Source organism: Rhizobium sp. NLR16a (assembly GCF_017948245.1).
Classification (GTDB): domain Bacteria; phylum Pseudomonadota; class Alphaproteobacteria; order Rhizobiales; family Rhizobiaceae; genus Rhizobium.
In genome coordinates this window covers 64,004-81,246 of the sequence record NZ_CP072870.1, presented here as the reverse complement: position 1 = coordinate 81,246, position 17,243 = coordinate 64,004, and the positions used below count along the sequence as shown (strand labels likewise).

20 protein-coding genes are annotated in these 17,243 nt (G+C 61.7%); 17 read left to right on the top strand and 3 right to left on the bottom strand.

Features of this window, described 5'->3' with window-relative positions; all coding sequences use genetic code 11:
• The first annotated feature begins 59 nt into the window (after window positions 1–59).
• The 10 genes from J7U39_RS29325 to J7U39_RS29280 all read left to right on the top strand — a co-directional run bounded on the left by J7U39_RS29325 (window position 60) and on the right by J7U39_RS29280 (window position 8,634).
• The gene (locus tag J7U39_RS29325) at window positions 60–1,391 is read left to right on the top strand and encodes a hypothetical protein (RefSeq protein WP_210633482.1); all 1,332 of its coding nucleotides are present in this window, start codon (window positions 60–62) and stop codon (window positions 1,389–1,391) included.
• Window positions 1,392–1,399: 8 nt separating this feature from the next.
• On the top strand, window positions 1,400–2,005 hold the full coding sequence (locus J7U39_RS29320) for a hypothetical protein (protein WP_210633481.1): 606 nt from the start codon (window positions 1,400–1,402) through the stop codon (window positions 2,003–2,005).
• 31 nt (window positions 2,006–2,036) lie between these two features.
• On the top strand, window positions 2,037–2,411 hold the full coding sequence (locus J7U39_RS29315; RefSeq protein WP_210633480.1) for a hypothetical protein: 375 nt from the start codon (window positions 2,037–2,039) through the stop codon (window positions 2,409–2,411).
• A 235-nt stretch (window positions 2,412–2,646) separates the two neighbouring features.
• Window positions 2,647–3,069, top strand: coding sequence for a biotin/lipoyl-containing protein (locus J7U39_RS29310; protein WP_210633479.1), 423 nt, complete (start codon window positions 2,647–2,649; stop codon window positions 3,067–3,069).
• Window positions 3,069–4,463, top strand: coding sequence for an acetyl-CoA carboxylase biotin carboxylase subunit (locus tag J7U39_RS29305; RefSeq protein WP_210633478.1), 1,395 nt, complete (start codon window positions 3,069–3,071; stop codon window positions 4,461–4,463). Before J7U39_RS29310 ends, J7U39_RS29305 begins: the two co-directional genes overlap by 1 nt.
• Window positions 4,460–4,885, top strand: coding sequence for an acetyl-CoA carboxylase (locus J7U39_RS29300; RefSeq protein WP_210633477.1), 426 nt, complete (start codon window positions 4,460–4,462; stop codon window positions 4,883–4,885). Before J7U39_RS29305 ends, J7U39_RS29300 begins: the two co-directional genes overlap by 4 nt.
• Window positions 4,882–5,589 (top strand): 5-oxoprolinase subunit PxpB, encoded by a 708-nt coding sequence (gene pxpB, locus J7U39_RS29295; RefSeq protein WP_210633476.1) that lies wholly within the window; start codon window positions 4,882–4,884, stop codon window positions 5,587–5,589. Before J7U39_RS29300 ends, pxpB begins: the two co-directional genes overlap by 4 nt.
• On the top strand, window positions 5,586–6,581 hold the full coding sequence (locus tag J7U39_RS29290; protein WP_210633475.1) for a biotin-dependent carboxyltransferase family protein: 996 nt from the start codon (window positions 5,586–5,588) through the stop codon (window positions 6,579–6,581). Before pxpB ends, J7U39_RS29290 begins: the two co-directional genes overlap by 4 nt.
• A gap of 21 nt (window positions 6,582–6,602) precedes the next feature.
• Window positions 6,603–7,370 (top strand): 5-oxoprolinase subunit PxpA, encoded by a 768-nt coding sequence (locus J7U39_RS29285; protein WP_210633474.1) that lies wholly within the window; start codon window positions 6,603–6,605, stop codon window positions 7,368–7,370.
• Window positions 7,371–7,431: 61 nt separating this feature from the next.
• Window positions 7,432–8,634, top strand: a complete 1,203-nt coding sequence (locus J7U39_RS29280; protein ID WP_210633473.1) for a pyridoxal phosphate-dependent aminotransferase — start codon at window positions 7,432–7,434, stop codon at window positions 8,632–8,634.
• A gap of 15 nt (window positions 8,635–8,649) precedes the next feature.
• Here the strand turns inward: J7U39_RS29280 and nac are convergent, their stop codons facing one another.
• Entirely contained in the window at window positions 8,650–9,555 is a 906-nt protein-coding gene (nac, locus tag J7U39_RS29275) for a nitrogen assimilation transcriptional regulator NAC (protein ID WP_210633472.1), read from the bottom strand.
• A 256-nt stretch (window positions 9,556–9,811) separates the two neighbouring features.
• On the opposite strand from nac, the gene J7U39_RS29270 reads away from it, so the two are divergent.
• The 7 genes from J7U39_RS29270 (at window position 9,812) to J7U39_RS29240 (ending at window position 15,791) form a co-directional block, all read left to right on the top strand.
• Entirely contained in the window at window positions 9,812–10,591 is a 780-nt protein-coding gene (locus J7U39_RS29270) for an SDR family oxidoreductase (protein ID WP_210633471.1), read from the top strand.
• A complete protein-coding gene (locus J7U39_RS29265; RefSeq protein ID WP_210633470.1) occupies window positions 10,588–11,295 on the top strand; it encodes an amino acid ABC transporter permease in 708 nt (235 codons plus the stop codon). The genes J7U39_RS29270 and J7U39_RS29265 overlap by 4 nt, the downstream gene beginning before the upstream one ends.
• Entirely contained in the window at window positions 11,292–12,050 is a 759-nt protein-coding gene (locus J7U39_RS29260; RefSeq protein ID WP_210633469.1) for an amino acid ABC transporter permease, read from the top strand. Before J7U39_RS29265 ends, J7U39_RS29260 begins: the two co-directional genes overlap by 4 nt.
• Window positions 12,047–12,811, top strand: a complete 765-nt coding sequence (locus tag J7U39_RS29255) for an amino acid ABC transporter ATP-binding protein (RefSeq protein WP_210633468.1) — start codon at window positions 12,047–12,049, stop codon at window positions 12,809–12,811. The genes J7U39_RS29260 and J7U39_RS29255 overlap by 4 nt, the downstream gene beginning before the upstream one ends.
• A 31-nt stretch (window positions 12,812–12,842) precedes the next feature.
• The gene (locus J7U39_RS29250) at window positions 12,843–13,679 is read left to right on the top strand and encodes an ABC transporter substrate-binding protein (protein WP_210633467.1); all 837 of its coding nucleotides are present in this window, start codon (window positions 12,843–12,845) and stop codon (window positions 13,677–13,679) included.
• 89 nt (window positions 13,680–13,768) lie between these two features.
• Window positions 13,769–14,443, top strand: a complete 675-nt coding sequence (locus J7U39_RS29245) for a 4-carboxy-4-hydroxy-2-oxoadipate aldolase/oxaloacetate decarboxylase (RefSeq protein ID WP_210633466.1) — start codon at window positions 13,769–13,771, stop codon at window positions 14,441–14,443.
• A 163-nt stretch (window positions 14,444–14,606) separates the two neighbouring features.
• On the top strand, window positions 14,607–15,791 hold the full coding sequence (locus J7U39_RS29240; protein WP_210633465.1) for a hypothetical protein: 1,185 nt from the start codon (window positions 14,607–14,609) through the stop codon (window positions 15,789–15,791).
• 26 nt (window positions 15,792–15,817) lie between these two features.
• Here J7U39_RS29240 and J7U39_RS29235 read toward each other — a convergent pair whose 3' ends face one another.
• Window positions 15,818–16,831 (bottom strand): succinylglutamate desuccinylase/aspartoacylase family protein, encoded by a 1,014-nt coding sequence (locus tag J7U39_RS29235; protein WP_210633464.1) that lies wholly within the window; start codon window positions 16,829–16,831, stop codon window positions 15,818–15,820.
• Window positions 16,832–16,862: 31 nt separating this feature from the next.
• Window positions 16,863–17,207, bottom strand: coding sequence for a RidA family protein (locus tag J7U39_RS29230; protein WP_210633463.1), 345 nt, complete (start codon window positions 17,205–17,207; stop codon window positions 16,863–16,865).
• Window positions 17,208–17,243: the final 36 nt, after the last annotated feature.

Below are 17,243 nucleotides of genomic sequence, written 5' to 3'. Positions count from 1 at the left end.
ACGAGCGCCGAATGTCAACTTAAACTGGCAATCAAGAAAGTCTTTTGAGGGGGGAGCGGATGGGCACCCGGTTCAGACTTTTTGTGCAGCCTCCGTTTGAAGATGCTCGATCAAGTCCCGAGATTGTCGAAGTGTCGTCTCCGTTGGGCAGCCTGACCGCTGGTCCGGCCGACGATTACATGTTTGTTGTCAAACCGGTCGGCAAAATCTCTCCCTATGGCGTAAACCACGGCCCGCTCGGGACGCCGTATATGTCCCTTCCGCCCTGGACGGGCAAAATCCTCGAGCCGGCCGCTCCCGATGAGCGCGGCAATTTCGACCATCTCCGACCTTCGATGCCCGCTTTCGAAGCCGCGCATGTCTTCGGCTGCGTACGGTTCACACTCGATGTTTGGGAGCGTTATCTCGGCCAGCCGCTTACGTGGCATTTTCGCGATCACTATGACCGGTTGGAAATCTCCATTTTGCCGCAGTGGGACAACGCCCAGTACGGCTACGGCTTCCTTGAAGTCGGCAGCCAGTTCGAGAAGGATGGGCGCATCCTTCCCTTCAGCCTGGATTTCGACGTCATCGCCCATGAGGTGGGGCACGCGATCATCTTCAGCGTCCTCGGCGTACCGCGCCCGGGAACCGAGTATCCGGAATATCTCGGCTTCCAGGAGTCCTTCTCAGACTGCGTGTCGCTGATCGCGGCCATGCATTTTCCGTCGGTGATCGAGAATGTACTCGAGGAGACGCGCGGCAACCTTTACCGGGCAAATCGCCTCGCACGCTTTTCGGAATTCTCGCCGCATCGTCAGATTCGTTCGGCAAACAACAAACGGACGATGGCCGAATTCACGCGTGCCTGGAAGGACGAACACGAGCTCTCCCAGCCACTCACCGGTGCGGTATTCGATATACTCGTCGATATCTTTCACGAGAGCCTTGTGGCGCGAGGCCTCATCTCCCGGGACGTCGAAGATCTCTCGGATATTGCCGAGTTCGACCCGACTGCCGAGGCGCCCGTACAGCTCGCTTTCGACCGCGCTTTTGCGCGGAATCCGGATGGATTTGTCGAAGCGCTGCTCGATGCACGAGACATCGCCGGCACGTATCTGGCGGAAACCTTGTGGACCCTTGCTCCCGACTTTTTGGACTACGGCGACGTCGCGGAAACAATGCTTGCAGTTGATCGAAAGGAAACTCGCGGCCAATTCGCGGGGATCATCACCGGAAATTTCGGGCAACGGGCGATCGGCAAGCTACACGCCGGCGCGCACCTCAAGGGTAGCGAGCATCGCAGCCATTTTCACTCTGCGCGAATCTTGCTGCCGAGAGATCATCTGAATCTTCCGAAGATGAGCTATCGCGAGAAAGTTCTGCTGTCGACATTAGCTAGAAGCCAATAATCACAGAGATGGAGGGAGAAGTGGCAGACAATGAAACTTTACTAGGCATATCATCGATACATCTGTTCGGACGTCCGCTGAGCGATCTGATCCTTAGAGGAGGCCCCATTTATCAGAATCTAAGCGTACCAATAGCGGGAAGAAATAATTTTCTGAGAGACCAGCTTGGTGCAGCCGACGCGGTTCTGGCGCGAATCTTCGCTTTCTCGTTCGAGGGGGCGTTCGTTGAACTTGGTCGACCAGCGATCTTCGTTGTCCACGGCCCGGGAGCCGATCCTGACGATCCGCCGCCGAGGAACGTGGATGGCGATATTGAGTATGACAGATTGTATCGGGCTCCTGGTTCGAGTGCGCGAACCGGCCTTGGTTCCCAATTCGGAGCACTCGCCAAGGACATCAGGGTCTGGATTTATGACAAGGGCGACGTCTCGATGAGACTCGATGCTGAAACAGGAACCCTCGAGCAAATCCTTCTGTCGGCCGAGGTTTCCTCTGACCCCCGAGGGATGGCGAGCAGCGCAATGTCCAGATCGGGCGGGGCCCTGTCCCGCTCCGGTGGCGTGATGTCAAGATCAGGTGGGTTCATTCCTCGAAGATCAGGCGATAACGAGTAATTCAAGTTAAAGACGGATGAGGGAGGATCATATGCCCGCCGCAAACCCTAAAGTTAAAATCGAGCGCCTCGAGCCGGAGACCGTCGTTGCTCCATTGCTTGTTCGAACGCCCTTTAAAATAATAGGCTCCGGTCTCAGCAACAAGATATATGTCTATATCTCTACTCAGCCAGACGGGAGTGACGACGTTTCAAACCCAACTGCCAGCGACAAGAAAGAAATCTATAAAATCAAAATAGATACCGATGGCTCTGCGACGAGCACAGACAAAGTGTTGTCGCTCGTTGTTAAACCGGAACTAGATGCCGGCCCATTCGACGAAAAAACTGAGTTCTGGATTGCCATAAAACTGGATGACATGAAGGGCAAAGTTGAAGCGACACGAAAAACATTCAAACTTGTCTGACGTCGAGGCCGCCGCTATCGATGGCGGATTGAGGGCGTACAGGACTTAAGCGCTTTTGTCTCAGCGCCGGCTGCCATAACGGCATCCGGCGCCATGTCCCCACAGGGCGCGGACTGCGCTCCATCAAAACTTCGTCTGACCCCATCAATCCGCCCGTCGTGCTACGAAATCACAACACCGGGCGATCTGAAACTTCGGCTATGCGCGGTGGTATTTTGAAATTCCGAGCACGCACATGGACCTCTCGAAGATCAAGACGCTGATCGACTTTGTCGGACGATCCAATATTACCGAGCTGACCGTGACGGAAAAGGACTTGACGGTTCGGATTTTCCGAACGGCAGCGAGCCAGGAGGCTGTCGCCAAACCCGAGCGAAAGCCGAGACCGATCGCCGGTGCGCTCTCGGGCGGCGTCGAGCAAACCTCCCATGCGGTGACGGCGCCTGTTTTCGGCGTTCTCCACAAGGCCCCGGCGCCCGGGGAACCGCCATTTGTCGCGATCGGAGACGCGGTGGAGGAGGGGCAGACGCTCTTCATCATCGAGGCCATGAAGGTTTTCAACACGATCACCGCACCGCGGGCCGGGCGCATCATGCGCCTGACCGAAATAGACGGCGGCGAGGTCGAGACCGGCGACCTGCTGGCGGAGATTGCCTGATGCCGGAATCAACTGAACAATCCGCTGTCTCACGGCGCCGCTTCGATACCGTCCTCATCGCCAATCGCGGCGAGATCGCAGCACGGATCCAGCGCGCCTGTCGCGAGCTCGGCCTCAAGACGATCGCCATCTGCTCCGAGGCGGACAGGGAAGCACCCTACGGCAGCACCGCCGACAGCTTTCTCTGCATCGGCCCGTCGAGCGCGGCGAAAAGCTACCTCAATCAGGATGCCATTCTTCTCGCGGCGCGCCTGACCGGCGCAGGCGCCATCCATCCCGGTTACGGGTTTCTGTCGGAAAATGCGGCATTCGCCGACGCTGTCGAAAAGGCAGGGCTGGTCTTCATCGGTCCGACGGCTTCGTCGATCGCGACCATGGGCGACAAGATCGCGGCGAAGCGGGCGATGATGGCGGCGGGCGTGCCGTGCGTTCCCGGGCCGGACACGGCGCTGCCCGATGATCCCGCATCGGTCGAGCAGCTCGCGCTGGAGATCGGCTATCCCGTCATCATCAAGGCATCAGGCGGCGGCGGCGGCCGCGGCATGCGCGTCGTTCCGAAGGCCGACCAGTTGCATGAAGCAATCGCGCTGACCGGGGAAGAAGCCCGCAAGGCTTTCGGATCGCCCTCACTCTACATGGAAAAATTCCTGGGGCATCCGCGCCACATCGAAATACAGGTACTTTGCGACGACCACGGCAACACCGTATGGCTGGGGCATCGAGACTGCTCGATGCAGCGCCGCCATCAGAAGGTTGTGGAGGAGGCGCCGGCGCCTGGAATCGCATCCGATATCATCCGGCCGGTCGGCATGGCCTGTGTCGAGGCCTGCCGCCAGATCGGCTACCGGGGCGTCGGAACCTTCGAATTCCTCTATGAGGACGGAGCCTTCTATTTCATCGAAATGAACACCCGGCTTCAGGTCGAGCATTCCGTCACCGAGCTGACGAGCGGCGTCGATATCGTCCAGGCGCAGATAAGGGCGGCCCAGGGTGAGGTTCTGAACCTCATCCAAAGCGAGGTGATCTGCGAAGGCCACTCTTTCGAATGCCGCATCAACGCCGAAGATCCCGACACCTTCCTGCCGTCGGCGGGCATCATCACCCGTCTGGCTTTGCCTCAAGGACCCGGCACCCGCGTCGATACACATATCCATGCCGGCTATAAGGTCTCGCCCTATTACGACTCGCTGATCGCCAAGCTGATCGTGCATGCGCCGACGCGGGCGAAAGCCATGGCCAGAATGTGCGAAGCGCTTGCCGGCACCGAGATCGAGGGCATCGCCACCAATATTCCCTTCCTGCGCGCCCTGTTCGAGGACCATGCTTTCGCGCGCGGCGAAACCGACATTCACTATCTCGAACAATGGCTGAAGCTGCGGAGGGCGGCGGCATGAGCGCGATCGATTTCAGCGATCCGGCCACCATCGCGCTGCTGACCCAAGCACTGACGGCCGCCGGCGTGGACGGGCTGGAAATTTCCCGTCCGGGCGCCCAGCTTCGCATCGTCATTTCAGGGGAGGGGGAGGCGCGGATCAGCGCGACAGAGGCAGCGCCGCGCGCGCCACGCGCCACACAGACGGTCGTGACGGCGCCGATGGCGGGCCGCTTCTGCGTCGAACATCCGGCCGCCTCCGCCGTGCCGCAAAATTTGCCGCGATCCCAGTCCGTCGCCGATATCCTCGGCTTCATCAGGGTAGGGGATGTGCTGCTTCCCCTTCGCGCCGACCCTTCCGGTGTTATGACCAGACTGCTCGCCGCGCCCGGCGCGCTGGTGGGCTACGGCGATCCTCTGTTCGAAATCAGGTTCCCATCATGATCGTCACGACGAACAGGCACGCTTCGCAACGCGAGATCGTTCCGGCCACCAACAGCCGGGCAAGGGTTTCCTCGGTCGGCGCTAGAGCCTTCCTGCTCGAGGCGCCCGGTGAATTCGATCTTGTCGCGCAGCGGCGGATCTGGGCTCTCTCCCAGACTGTGAAAGGCTGGGCGGATCTTGCGGAAGATATTCCCGGGATGACCAATCTGCTGGTGATTTTCAAGGAGACGCCCGAGGACCCCGATGCGGTGGTCGCACGGCTGCTGGAGGCATGGGCGAATGCTGAGAGCATCGATCTCGATGGCAAGACCATCGAGATCCCCGTCCATTACGGCGGCGAACACGCGACCGATCTTCCGGCCCTTTGCAATCTCTCGGGCCTCAGCGATCGCGAGGTGGTGCGTATCCATCATCAAGCGACCTACCGTGTTTTCGCTTTGGGAAGCGCTCCCGGCTTCGGATATCTGCATGGTCTCGACCCACGTATCTACATGCCACGGAAGACCGTCCCCTCGCTGAAGATGGCGAAGGGCTGCGTGACCATCGGCGGCATGCAGACCGGCGTCGCCATGCTGACAGGACCGAACGGCTGGAATTCCATCGGCTTTGCCACACTTGAAATGTTCGACCCCGCCTCGCCGATCCCGGCCATGATGGCGCCGGGAGACACGGTCCGGTTCCTGCCGGCGAGGATCGAGCTATGATCGAGATCCTGGAGAGCGGCCCTTTCAACACCGTGCAGGACCTTGGCCGTCCCGGCTATCGCGATATCGGCGTATCGGCGAGCGGCGCGATGGATCCGCTTGCGGTCCGGATCGGCAATATTCTCGTCGGCAACGACGAGAACGCTGCCGTGGTCGAGGTGCAGACCTTCCCGTTCCGCCTGCGTTTCGAGCGACGTATCGCCTTTGCCATAACCGGCGCCGACGGCAATCCCCATCTCGACGGATCGGAACGGCTTGCCTGGTGCGCCTATGTCGCCGAGCCCGGACAGGTTCTCGAACTGAAGCAGCCTCCGCGGCTGGCGCGCTCCTACGTCGCGCTCGGCGGCGGCCTGGATATCCCGGTCGTCATGGGCTCGCGCAGCACGTCGCTACGCGGCGGCTTCGGAGGCAATGCAGGCCGGCCACTGGCGAAAGGCGATCGGATCGCGATCGGCGAGGACGCGGAGATTGCCATGCTGCCGGCCACGGGCCTCGCCGTCGTCGAACCGGCGACAGCGCTCAGCGATGTCTTTCCGGCCCCGGTCGATGGCGTATTGCCGATCCGCGCTCTGCCGGCAGGCGAGCATGAGCTTTTCACCAAAGACGGCGAAGCCTTCTGGAGCCAGACCTGGAGGATTTCCTCCCGAAGCGACCGGACGGGCTACCGCTTGTCAGGCGAACCGATCAAACCGGTGGCATCCATCGAGATGCGCTCCCACGGTGTCGTGCCCGGCGTTATCCAGGTGCCGCCCGGCGGCGAACCGATCGTGCAGATGAGCGATGCGAACACCGCCGGCGGATATCCGAAAATCGCCGGCGTGATCGAATCCGATCTCTGGCGGCTGGGACAGGCCCGCATCGGCGCCCGCCTCAGCTTTGTTCGCTCGACACACGCCGAAGCGCGCGCTGTCGAACAGGCCGTCGCCCGCTATGTCGACGACGTCAGACGGACGTCCCGGATGGTCAAGCGCGCTTTGAAGGCGATGGCTTAGGACCCTCACAAGGAGGAACTCATGAAGATCGATCTGAATTCCGATATGGGCGAAGGATTTGGTCCCTACCGGCTGTGCGACGACGAAGCGATGATGAAAATCGTCTCCTCGGCCAACATCGCCTGCGGTTTCCACGGCGGCGATCCCGATACGATGGGACGCATGGTCCGGCTCGCAAAGCTGAGCGGCGTCGGCATCGGCGCTCATCCCGGTCTGCCCGACCGGCTCGGCTTCGGCCGGCGCGAAATACCGTTCTCGGCAGACGAGCTTCGCCAGCAGATGCTCTACCAGCTCGGCGCACTGATGGCCATCGCCAGGAGCGAGCGGGTCGCCGTCTCTCATATCAGCTTCCATGCAGCCATGGGCAATATGGTCAACCGCGATCCCGTCCTCGCCGACCTGATGATGGATGCGATCGCTACCGTGGACCCCGGTCTCGTGGTCTTCGTCACGGCGGGCAGCGAGATCGAATTGGCGGCCAGACGCGCGCGCCTGAAGACGCTGGCGCTTTTCCTCGCGGACCGCGCCTATGATGCCGACGGCAAACTCGTCGCGCGCGGGCTCCCGGGCGCCGTCATCAAGGACGAAGCCTCGGTGCGCGCCCGCGTGCGGCAATTCCTGCTCGATGGGACCGTCCAGACGATCGAAGGCGCCGTGATCGCCATGCCGGCGCGCTCCATCCTCGTGCACAGCGATACACCCGGCGCCCTCGAACTCGCCGGCATCGTTCGCGGCGAAATCGAAGCCACGGGCGCGGCACTCGCTCCCGCTGCCGGACTCGCCGAATGACTCAATGCCGATCGCCCGCGGGCGGTCCATAACTCCAATCCCTCGCCGAAGGACCATTCCGATGTCCATCAAAGCCGACCGCCTGAAAAACGTCTCCATATCAGCATCCGCCGCCATGACCCAGCGGGCCAGGGAGCTCGCCGCCAAAGGGATCAAAGTCGTCAGCCTCTCCTCCGGCGAGCCGGATTTCCCCACGCCGGCGCACGCCATCGAAGCGGCGCATGCGGCGGCTCTCGCGGGCGACACGAAATATCCGCCGATGGACGGCACGCCGGTCCTCAAGGCCGCGATCATCAGGAAGTTCAAGCGTGACAATAATCTCGACTATGACGCCAGCCAGATCGTCGTTTCGGGCGGCGGCAAGCAGGTGATCTTCAATGCGATGCTCGCAACCTGCAATCCGGGCGACGAGGTTGTCATTCCGACACCCTCCTGGGTCAGCTATGCCGATATTGTCAAATTCGCCGGCGGCGTGCCCGTCGCGGTTCCCTGCCACGAGCAGACCGGCTTCAAGCTGCGCCCGGAGGATCTGGAGGCGGCGATTACGCCGCGCACCAAATGGCTCTTCCTTAATTTCCCGAACAATCCGACGGGAGCAGCCTGCTCCCGGACGGAGATGGCCGCCATCGCCGAGGTCATGCTGCGCCATCCCCACGTCTGGATCATGACCGACGATATTTACGAGCACCTGGTCTATGACGACTTCCAGTTCTGCACCATGGCGGAAGTCGAGCCGAGGCTCTATGAGCGCGTCCTGACGATGAACGGCGTCTCCAAGGCTTACGCGATGACGGGGTGGCGGCTCGGTTTCTGCGCCGGCTCGAAAGAGTTGATGGCAGCTATCAGCAACGTCAACGGTCAGAACGGCGGCGGCATCGCGACGCTGACGCAGGCGGCCGCGACCGCGGCGCTCGACGGACCTCAGGATCTCCTGAAGGAGCGGGCGGCAATCTACAAGAAGAGACGCGACTTCGTCCTCGGCAAACTGTCGGAGGTGGAAGGGCTGCGCTGCCACAGGCCCGAAGGCGCCTTCTACATCTATCCCAACATTTCAGGGCTGATCGGCAAGACCAGCAAGGGCGGACGAAAGATCGAAACGGATGTCGATTTCGTTATGGCGCTCGTGGAAGAGCACCATGTGGCGACCGTGCAAGGCGCGGCTTACGGAATGAGCCCCTTCTTCCGCATTTCCTACGCCACCAGCATGGAGAAACTCGGTGAGGGCTGCGCCCGCATCGCCGAGTTCTGTAAGGATATGCGCTGACCGGCAGCCCCCGCCTCAGTCTTTCAGCCGCGCCGTCAGCTCGAGGAGAATGTCCCGGACGGCAAGGGCCGGTTCCGACAGGGGATTCTGGTCGGAAACGCAAAGCGACAGGGTTTCCTCGATCCGCGGAGAGACGAGCCGGCAGATCAGCGGCTCGCTTGATTCCGATACGATGCGATCGGCGATGGCTTTCGGCATAATCGTTGCGCCGAGACCGTCGCCGACCGCGCGCCCCAGGGTGCGGACGATCTCGACTTCCGCCACGACTTTCAAATTGGTGCGGGTGCGCGTGAAGGCGGTATCGACTGCGCGGCGGACAAAATTATAGGCCGGCGGCAGCAGCATCGGTATCCCGTCGAGAGCGTTGACGGAGACAGGTTTCGCATCCGCCTCGATTGCAAAATCGCGATGCGCGACCAGGAAAAATTCTTCTCTGAGGATGGGTTCGAACCGCACGCCTTTGATTGGCCCGGTTCCATGCAGAAGGGCCATCTCCAGCCGGCCGTTCATGATCATCTGGCTATAGGTCTGCCCCACACTTTCGGTCAGATGCAGCAGGATGCCGGGATGCCGCTTCCGCGTCTCCGCCAACAGGTCGACCGACAGCGTGGCAGCGCTGCTGAAAGGGACCAGACCGACAGAGACACGCCCAGCAAGGGAATTGCCGGCCGCCGAAGCATCCGCTTGCGCCTGCTCCATCTGCCGGAGGATAATCTGGGCATGGCGATACACCGCATGGCCCGCATCGGTCATGCTGACGCCCTGCTGGCTGCGGATCAAAAGCTTCTGGCCGAAATGCTCCTCCAGCGCCGCCAGCTGCTGGCTGAGCGCCGGCTGGGCGATATGCAAAAGATCCGCCGCGCGCGTGATGCTGCCGCTGTCGACGATCACGATGAAGGATTTAAGGCGTCTGATGTCCATGAGGATCGGGGAACCGTTCTGATCTGCTGGGATGGCATGTTTGCAGACGCGTATAGCTTTTGCAACGCGACGCGATCGTCAACCGGCCAGGCCTTGCCGAGGCACGAACACCGCCAATAGCGGCGACATCGCATCTTTCTCTTCTTCGGCAGCCGCGCAAGGCTCCATAACCGTTGCTTATTGCTCCAGAGATAATCGGTCTTAGGCAAGGAATTAAAGCTTCGCTACTCTCTCGATCAACAACAAGGGAACGACAATGCCATTCTCCGACTACAAGACCGCACTGGTAACCGGCGCATCCTCCGGAATCGGCGCAGCCGTTGTCGAGCGGCTCCGCCGGGAGAATATCGAGGTCCACGCCGTTGCCCGCAGCACTGACGCGCTGCAGCAGCTGGCCGCGCGCACGGGCTGCATCCCTCACGCCATCGATGTGACCGACCGCAAGGCGATGGCCGAGCTCGCGGATCGGGTGGAATTCGACATTCTCGTCAACAATGCCGGCGTCGACCGGCCGAAGAAGTTCCTCGAAGCCGATGAAGGCGACATCGATCTCATCGTCGACGTCAATCTGCGGGCGGTGCTGCACCTCTGCCGCCTGGTGGTGCCCGGCATGGTGGCGCGCGATCGCGGCCATGTCATCAATATCTCGTCGATTGCCGGCGCCTACAATTTCGGCGGCAACTCGTCCTATCACGCCACCAAGGCGGGGGTGAGCATGCTGTCCAACCAGCTGCGCATCGACGCCTTCGGCAAGCGGGTTCGGGTCACGGAAATCTGCCCCGGCCGGGTCGCCACCGACATCTTCAAACACGTCCACGGCAATGACCCCAGCGTCCGGGAACGGTTCATCGACGGTTTCGAATTGCCGCAGGCGACCGATATCGCAGATGCGATTGCCTTCGCAATCGCAGCCCCCGTCGCGGTCAACATCGGACATATGGAGATCACCCCGACGCTGCAGGTCATGGGCGGTCTGCAGACGGCCAAGCCGCAGCCTGTGGCGAAGACGGATCAATCCGGGGAGCCAAAACCGTGAGCGGCTTCGACCTTTCGGCGATCCTCGGAAATCCGGAATATGCCGACATGCTGCTGCATGGCATCGAGATGACCTTCATCATCTATGCCGGATCCTGGTTGCTGGCGATGATGCTGGCGCTTCTGCTGCTGGGTCTGCGCCTGTCACCCTTTCGCCTCGGCGATCCGTTGGTCGCAGCTTACGTTTCCTATCACCGCAACGTCCCGACGCTGGTGCAGCTCATGCTCTGGTATTTCGGGATCTTCACGCTGATGCCGAGCGGCATCGGGAATTGGCTTGCAAGCCACAATGCGGAATCCATCTTCGCGGTGATCGGGCTGGGGCTCTGCCAGGCGGCCTATTTCAGCGAAGATCTTCGTTCGGGCGTACGCTCGGTCGCTGACGGCCAGATGCAGGCAGCCCGTGCACTGGGCCACGGCTACGTCTCGGCGATGCGTTTCGTCATCATGCCGCAGGGCGTGCGCAACGCGCTGCCGCCGCTCATCAATCACAGCGTCTCCCTATTCAAGAACAGCAGTCTCGCCGTCGTCATCGGCGCGTCGGAACTGACGCATGCCGTCAAGGAAATCGAGAACCTCAGCTTCCGCACCTTCGAGATCTACCTGATCGGCACGGTTCTCTACCTCTTCTTCTCGCTGGTGATCATGAGCATCGGCGCCTATCTGTCGATGCGCGCCGATCCCGCCAGGAGTGCCCGCGCATGATCCAGGACATGATCGCCATCGTTCGCGATTACTGGCTGCTGCTGTTGGTCGGTCAATATCCGAACGGACCGCTCGGCGGGCTCGCCAACACGCTGATCCTCTCGGCGCTCAGCATCACTCTCGCCTTTCCTGCCAGCATTCTGTTTGCAATGGCGCGACTCTCCAAGTCGCGGCTGATGCGCTGGCCGGTCACCGCGCTTGTCTATTTCACCCGCGGCGTGCCGCTCCTGATGCTCATCCTGTGGAGCTATTTCCTGGTGCCGCTCTTGACCGGCGCCGATGTGCCGAGCTTCGTCACCATGCTGACGACGCTTGTGGTCTATCAGAGCGCGTTTCTCAGCGAAGTCGTCCGCGCCGGCATCGTCGCGCTTGGACCGGGCCAGATGGACGCGGCGCGTGCGCTTGGCCACGGCTATATGGGCGCGATGCGCTACATCATCCTGCCGCAGGCGCTCTACAACATGATCCCGAGCATCCTCTCCACCTTCGTCTCGACGATCAAGGATACGACGCTCGGCTATGTGATCAATGTGCCGGATCTCACCTTTGCGGCAAGCCAGGTCAACAACCAGCTCCTGACGCAGCCCTTCCAGGTCTTCCTCATCCTGGCGATCGTCTACTTCATCATCTGCTGGACGCTCACCTACTTCGCAAATCGCCTCGAGCGGCGCATCACGCGGCGGCGTGCGGGACTTCTCAAGGTTCCCACGGCCTCTCCGGTCACGCCATCGAAAATCGTATCGGAGCAGCTATGACCATGTCAGTTTCCGCGCAGGAATCGCAGACGATCCGGCTTTCGCAGGTCTGCAAGAGCTACGGCGACTATCCGGTCCTGAAGAACATCGATGCTGAGGTCGCACGCGGCGAGGTGGTCGTCATCTGCGGTCCATCTGGTTCGGGAAAATCCACGCTAATCCGCACGATCAATCGCCTCGAGGAGATCAACAGCGGATCGATCACGCTCGATGGACAGAACATCCACGCCTCGATGCGGGCGAAGGAGCTCAACACAATGCGCAGCCGGATCGGCTTCGTCTTCCAGAACTTCAACCTCTTTCCGCATCTTTCCGTGGCTGAAAACGTCTCGATGTCGCCGATCCGGGTAAAGGGCGTGGCGCCCGATATCGCGCACGAGAAGGCGCTCAAACTTCTCGACCGCGTCGGCCTCGCCGACAAGGCCCGGGCCTATCCCGGTCAGCTGTCGGGCGGCCAGCAGCAGCGGGTAGCAATCGCCCGTGCGCTTGCGATGGAGCCGCCGGTGATGCTGTTCGACGAACCGACGAGCGCGCTCGACCCCGAAATGGTCGGCGAAGTTCTGGGCGTCATGAAGAGCCTGGCATCGGAAGGCATGACCATGCTCTGCGTCACCCATGAAATGGGCTTCGCGCGCGAGGTCGCGGATCGGATCTGGTTCATCGATGCCGGCCAGATCATCGAAATGGCGACGCCTGAAAATTTCTTCAGCAATCCGACCCATCCTCGGGCTCAGCGTTTCCTCGCTGATCTCAGGCATTGATACCAACCATCAAAAACAAAGGAGAACAGCAATGAACTGGAAATACCTGAGCCTCACCGTCGCATTGGCCGGCCTGGCGGCGGCGATGCCCGCGAAAGCCGATCAGCTCGACAACATCATGTCGGCAAAGACCCTGCGCTGCGCGACGTTTGCCGACGTTCCCCCCTTCGCGTCTCCCGATCCGAAGACCCGCGAAATGGCCGGTTTCGACGTCGATCTCTGCGGCGCCATCGCCAAGGAACTGGGCGTCAAGGCTGAAATCAAGCCGGTTTCGGTCGAAGCCCGCGTGCCCGAGGTCAAGCTCGGCCGCGTCGACATTACCGTTGCCAACCTTGCCTATACGCTGAGCCGCGCCGAACAGATCCAGTTCAGCGATCCCTATTACCTCGCCAAGGAAATGCTGATCGTGCCGGCCGATGACGCCGGCAAGACGAAGGCCGATTATGCAGGTCAGCGCATCGCCTCGACCAAGGGCTCGACCTCGGAAATGTCGATCAAGCTCAACAAGTCCGAGCCGCTGACCTTCCAGGATACCGCCTCGGCCTACCTCGCCGTTCAGCAGGGCAAGGCGCGCGGCATGGTGGCGAACACCATGACGACGACCAAGTTCGTCAACGAATCGAAGAGCAAGGGCAAGGAAATGCGGATGATCGAGGAGCCGATGCTCTACCAGCCGATCGGCATCGGCATGGCCAAAGATCAGCCGGCGCTCACCGCCAAGATCAACGAGATTCTGCATAAGCTCGACGAGTCGGGCGAGATCAACAAGATCTGGGACAAGTGGCTCGGCCCGAACACCGAGTACAAGATGGCCCGTACCGACAAAGTCGTGCCGCTCGCGCAGCTGAAATTCGACCCGATCCCGTAGACCGACCGGTCTCGGAACCTCCCGATGACAATCAACCCGAGATAAGACGGCGGGATATGCCCGCCGTCTACCAACGATGTGAGGCATCCATGATTCATATAAAAGACATCGCTGAGCGGCCCAGCAAAGCCGACATCGAGGCCGTTTCGAAATTTTCGCCGGCGACCATCCACGAAGCCCAGGGCCGCCGCGGCGCACTTTCCTCCCGCCTCAAGCCCGTCGACTGCCGCATGAAATTGTGCGGCCCGGCATTCACGGTGAAATGCGCGCCGCGCGACAACATCATGCTGCAGCTCGCCATCAACTATGCGAAGCCGGGCGACATCATCGTCGTCTCGGCTGGTGAATACGAAGAAGCCGGCTCCTTCGGCGACGTGCTTGCCAATGCCTGCCTCGCCAAGGGCATCGGCGGCCTGGTCACGGATACCGGCGTGCGCGACACGCTGCAGCTGCGGGAACTCGGCTTCCCCGTCTTCTCGCTCAGCGTCTGCATCAAGGGCACGGTCAAGGAAACCATTGCGGCGGTGAATGACACCATCATCGTCGGCGGTGAAACCATCAATCCCGGCGACATCATCGTCGGCGATGCCGACGGACTGGTGGTCGTGCGCAGGCAGGAGGCCCAGGAAGCCGCCCGGCTGTCGCAGGCGCGCGAAGATGCCGAAGCCAACTATATCGCCGCCTACAAGGCGGGCAAATCGGTCATCGAGGTCAGCAATCTGGCGCCGGTGCTGAAAGCCAAGGGCCTTGTCGTCGACATCTGAGATACTCCCTGATGCCTGGCCGGCGCAGCAAAGCCAGTTGGGCGTCAGGTTCTTGCCGATCCCTCTGTCATACCGGTCTGCACATGCCAGCGCTCACAGATCGGCCTGGACACTATTATGGACACATGTTCTATAAAGCGGACAGATTCGACGGGAGCGCGCCATGCATCTTTCCATGTGGACCTATCCCTGGGATATCCAGGACCAGGGGCTCGACGTCTTCGCTGCCGAGCTTGCCGGCCGGGCAGGCCTGACAACGGTCAGCCTGGCGACTTCCTATCATGCCGGCCGCTTCCTCCAACCGCGCAGCCCGCAACAGAAGGCCTACTTCCCCGAGGACGGAACGGTCTATTTCCGGCCGGATGGAAGCCTGTGGCAGGACACGCTGATCCGGCCGCTGATGGCGGGCAACGTGACCGAGCGCGGCGATATGCTGGAGGCGCTCGTCAGGGAGCGCGCGGCGACTGGTCTAAAAGTCTCCTGCTGGACGGTCTGCCTGCACAATACCCGTCTCGGCATGCTGCATCCCGATCACGTGACACGAAACGCCTTCGGCAATCCCAATTATTATAACCTCTGCCCCTCGAGCCCAGCCGCGCGGGCTTATGTCGTCACTCTCGTGCAGGACATCACGACGAACTACCGGCCTGACATGATCGAGCTCGAGAGCCCGAACTTCATGGGCTTCGCGCATGAATATCATCACGAGAAGGACGGGGTCGGCCTAAATGCCGAAGACGATTTCCTGCTGTCGCTCTGCTTCTGCGATCATTGTATCGCGCGCGCCGCTGGAGCCGGCGTGCCCGCAGAGGGCGCGCGCAGAACTGTGGCGCGCTTCATCGCCGAGCTCTGCGAACGAGCCGTGCCGGAGCGGCAGTTCCCGGATTTCCCGGCAGCCGGCATCGATGCCTTCCGCGACCATCCCGATCTCCATGCCTATCTTGCGTGGCGCAGCGAGCCGGTGACCAGCCTGATCGGCGAGATCAAGGCCGCGGCCGATCCGGCGACGCGTATCGTGCTTATCGATTTGAAGGACGGCTGGCTCGGCGGCGTCGATCTCGCAGCCGTCGGCAAGCTCTGCGACGGCGCGATTCTTTGCTGTTACGACACGACGCCGGCGGCCGTCGGCGATGTCATCCGAGCCGGCCGGGCGGCAATCGGGCGGGAAAAGTTCCTTGGAGTCGGCCTGCGCGTCTTCTATCCCGAGGTCAGCGGACCCATGGTGCTCGCCGCACGCGCCAAGGCCGCTATCGATGCCGGCGCCGACGGCGTCAATTTCTACAACTACGGCCTCATTCCGGCAAAGCGCCTCGACTGGGTCAAGGCCGCGGTGGACGCAATCAGTTAAGTGGGATCGCGCGTACGGGGATTGGCTCAGGATGCGATAGGTTCGGCAACCTGGATCAGGCAGTCGCCGGCCTGGCTGTCGCAATGCAGCCTGTGGGAAATCACGATGCCGTTCTCGGCAAAGCGGAGCTCTTCCTCCGGCTGCTCCAGGCGTTCCAGATCATGATACCATCCCGCCAGATCGCCGGCGGCACCGGCGGTGCCAAGCGCGACAGCCGGCTCGAACCAGCCTCTGCGGCTCGCATAGATGCCCTGGCTGTGCCGGGATAGCGAAAGCAGCTGCAGCGGCCCAGGCTGGGGGAGTGGTCCGCGCGACAGGACCGGGCGCTCGACGATGCCGAGTGTCAAAAGCAGCCGGTCGATCGCCGCCGCCGTGAAGGCCATCGTCTCGGGCGTCACGGTTCCGCCGCCGCCAAATTCGCCGGAAAGCCCGATCGTCCCCGCCCGCGCGGCAGCCCCCATCGATGTCGGCGCCGCCGGTCCGTTATCAGCAATGAAGGCATAGGACGCGCCGAGCGCCCGAATCAGCGACATGGACCGCTCGAAGCGGACGGCATCGGCCTGCCGCTCGATCAGCGTGCAGGGCAGATGCGCCATCGACGTGCCGCCCGAATGCAGGTCGAGCACGACGTCGTGGCGCGGAAAGAGTTCACGCTCGAGGAAATGCGCCATCCGCGCTGTCGGCGAACCGGCGGGATCGCCGGGGAAGGCGCGGTTGAGATTGCCGCCGTCGAAGGGCGAGCAGCGCTTGGCCGCCATCACCGCAGGCAGGTTCGCTATCGGCAGGATGGTGACGGCGCCGCGGATTTCCGCAACATCCAACAGCCGCATCAGCCGGCCGAGCTGCAGTTCACCCTCATACTCGTCACCGTGATTGCCCGCCATCAGCAGCAGAGACGGACCCTCGCCGTTCCTGAGATGAAGGACCGGGATGCGGATCTGATAATAGGGCGAACGGTCTATCGAATAAGGAATGGCGAGGTAGCCGGCCTGCCGGCCCTCGCGCGAGAAGTCGATCGGGTTGACGAGGCCGCTGTGCATGATCTCTCCAGTCCGGGCGGTTACTTCACCGTCAGAGCGCGGCGACCGCCGTCATCTCGACGCGCAGATCGGGATCGGCGAGGCGTGCTTCGGTGCAGGCGCGCGCCGGCGGGTTTTCGATGTCGACCCAGTCGTCATAGACGCCGTTCATCGCCTCGAAATCGACGATTGCCGGCAGGAAAACATTGACGGCGATCAGACGCGAGCGGTCCGTACCGGCCTCCTTCAAAAGAGCGTCGATTTTGCCGAGCACATCGCGGGTCTGCTCTTGGATCCCGGCCTTGCGATTTTCCGCGACTTGGCCGGCAATATAGACGAGACCGCCATAGCTGACGGCTTGGCTCATTCGCGAACCTTTCTGATAACGCTGGATCATGGGCAGGTTTTCCTTTTCTTGCTTTTGAAGGGAGAA

Excerpts from the sequence above, each read along its gene's own strand:
- J7U39_RS29325 (WP_210633482.1), top strand. The coding sequence starts at position 60 with ATGGGCACCCGGTTCAGACTTTTTGTGCAGCCTCCGTTTGAAGATGCT.
- J7U39_RS29320 (WP_210633481.1), top strand. The coding sequence starts at position 1,400 with ATGGAGGGAGAAGTGGCAGACAATGAAACTTTACTAGGCATATCATCG.
- J7U39_RS29315 (WP_210633480.1), top strand. The coding sequence starts at position 2,037 with ATGCCCGCCGCAAACCCTAAAGTTAAAATCGAGCGCCTCGAGCCGGAG.
- J7U39_RS29310 (WP_210633479.1), top strand. The coding sequence starts at position 2,647 with ATGGACCTCTCGAAGATCAAGACGCTGATCGACTTTGTCGGACGATCC.
- J7U39_RS29305 (WP_210633478.1), top strand. The coding sequence starts at position 3,069 with ATGCCGGAATCAACTGAACAATCCGCTGTCTCACGGCGCCGCTTCGAT.
- J7U39_RS29300 (WP_210633477.1), top strand. The coding sequence starts at position 4,460 with ATGAGCGCGATCGATTTCAGCGATCCGGCCACCATCGCGCTGCTGACC.
- pxpB (WP_210633476.1), top strand. The coding sequence starts at position 4,882 with ATGATCGTCACGACGAACAGGCACGCTTCGCAACGCGAGATCGTTCCG.
- J7U39_RS29290 (WP_210633475.1), top strand. The coding sequence starts at position 5,586 with ATGATCGAGATCCTGGAGAGCGGCCCTTTCAACACCGTGCAGGACCTT.
- J7U39_RS29285 (WP_210633474.1), top strand. The coding sequence starts at position 6,603 with ATGAAGATCGATCTGAATTCCGATATGGGCGAAGGATTTGGTCCCTAC.
- J7U39_RS29280 (WP_210633473.1), top strand. The coding sequence starts at position 7,432 with ATGTCCATCAAAGCCGACCGCCTGAAAAACGTCTCCATATCAGCATCC.
- nac (WP_210633472.1), bottom strand. The coding sequence starts at position 9,555 with ATGGACATCAGACGCCTTAAATCCTTCATCGTGATCGTCGACAGCGGC.
- J7U39_RS29270 (WP_210633471.1), top strand. The coding sequence starts at position 9,812 with ATGCCATTCTCCGACTACAAGACCGCACTGGTAACCGGCGCATCCTCC.
- J7U39_RS29260 (WP_210633469.1), top strand. The coding sequence starts at position 11,292 with ATGATCCAGGACATGATCGCCATCGTTCGCGATTACTGGCTGCTGCTG.
- J7U39_RS29255 (WP_210633468.1), top strand. The coding sequence starts at position 12,047 with ATGACCATGTCAGTTTCCGCGCAGGAATCGCAGACGATCCGGCTTTCG.
- J7U39_RS29250 (WP_210633467.1), top strand. The coding sequence starts at position 12,843 with ATGAACTGGAAATACCTGAGCCTCACCGTCGCATTGGCCGGCCTGGCG.
- J7U39_RS29245 (WP_210633466.1), top strand. The coding sequence starts at position 13,769 with ATGATTCATATAAAAGACATCGCTGAGCGGCCCAGCAAAGCCGACATC.
- J7U39_RS29240 (WP_210633465.1), top strand. The coding sequence starts at position 14,607 with ATGCATCTTTCCATGTGGACCTATCCCTGGGATATCCAGGACCAGGGG.
- J7U39_RS29235 (WP_210633464.1), bottom strand. The coding sequence starts at position 16,831 with ATGCACAGCGGCCTCGTCAACCCGATCGACTTCTCGCGCGAGGGCCGG.
- J7U39_RS29230 (WP_210633463.1), bottom strand. The coding sequence starts at position 17,207 with ATGATCCAGCGTTATCAGAAAGGTTCGCGAATGAGCCAAGCCGTCAGC.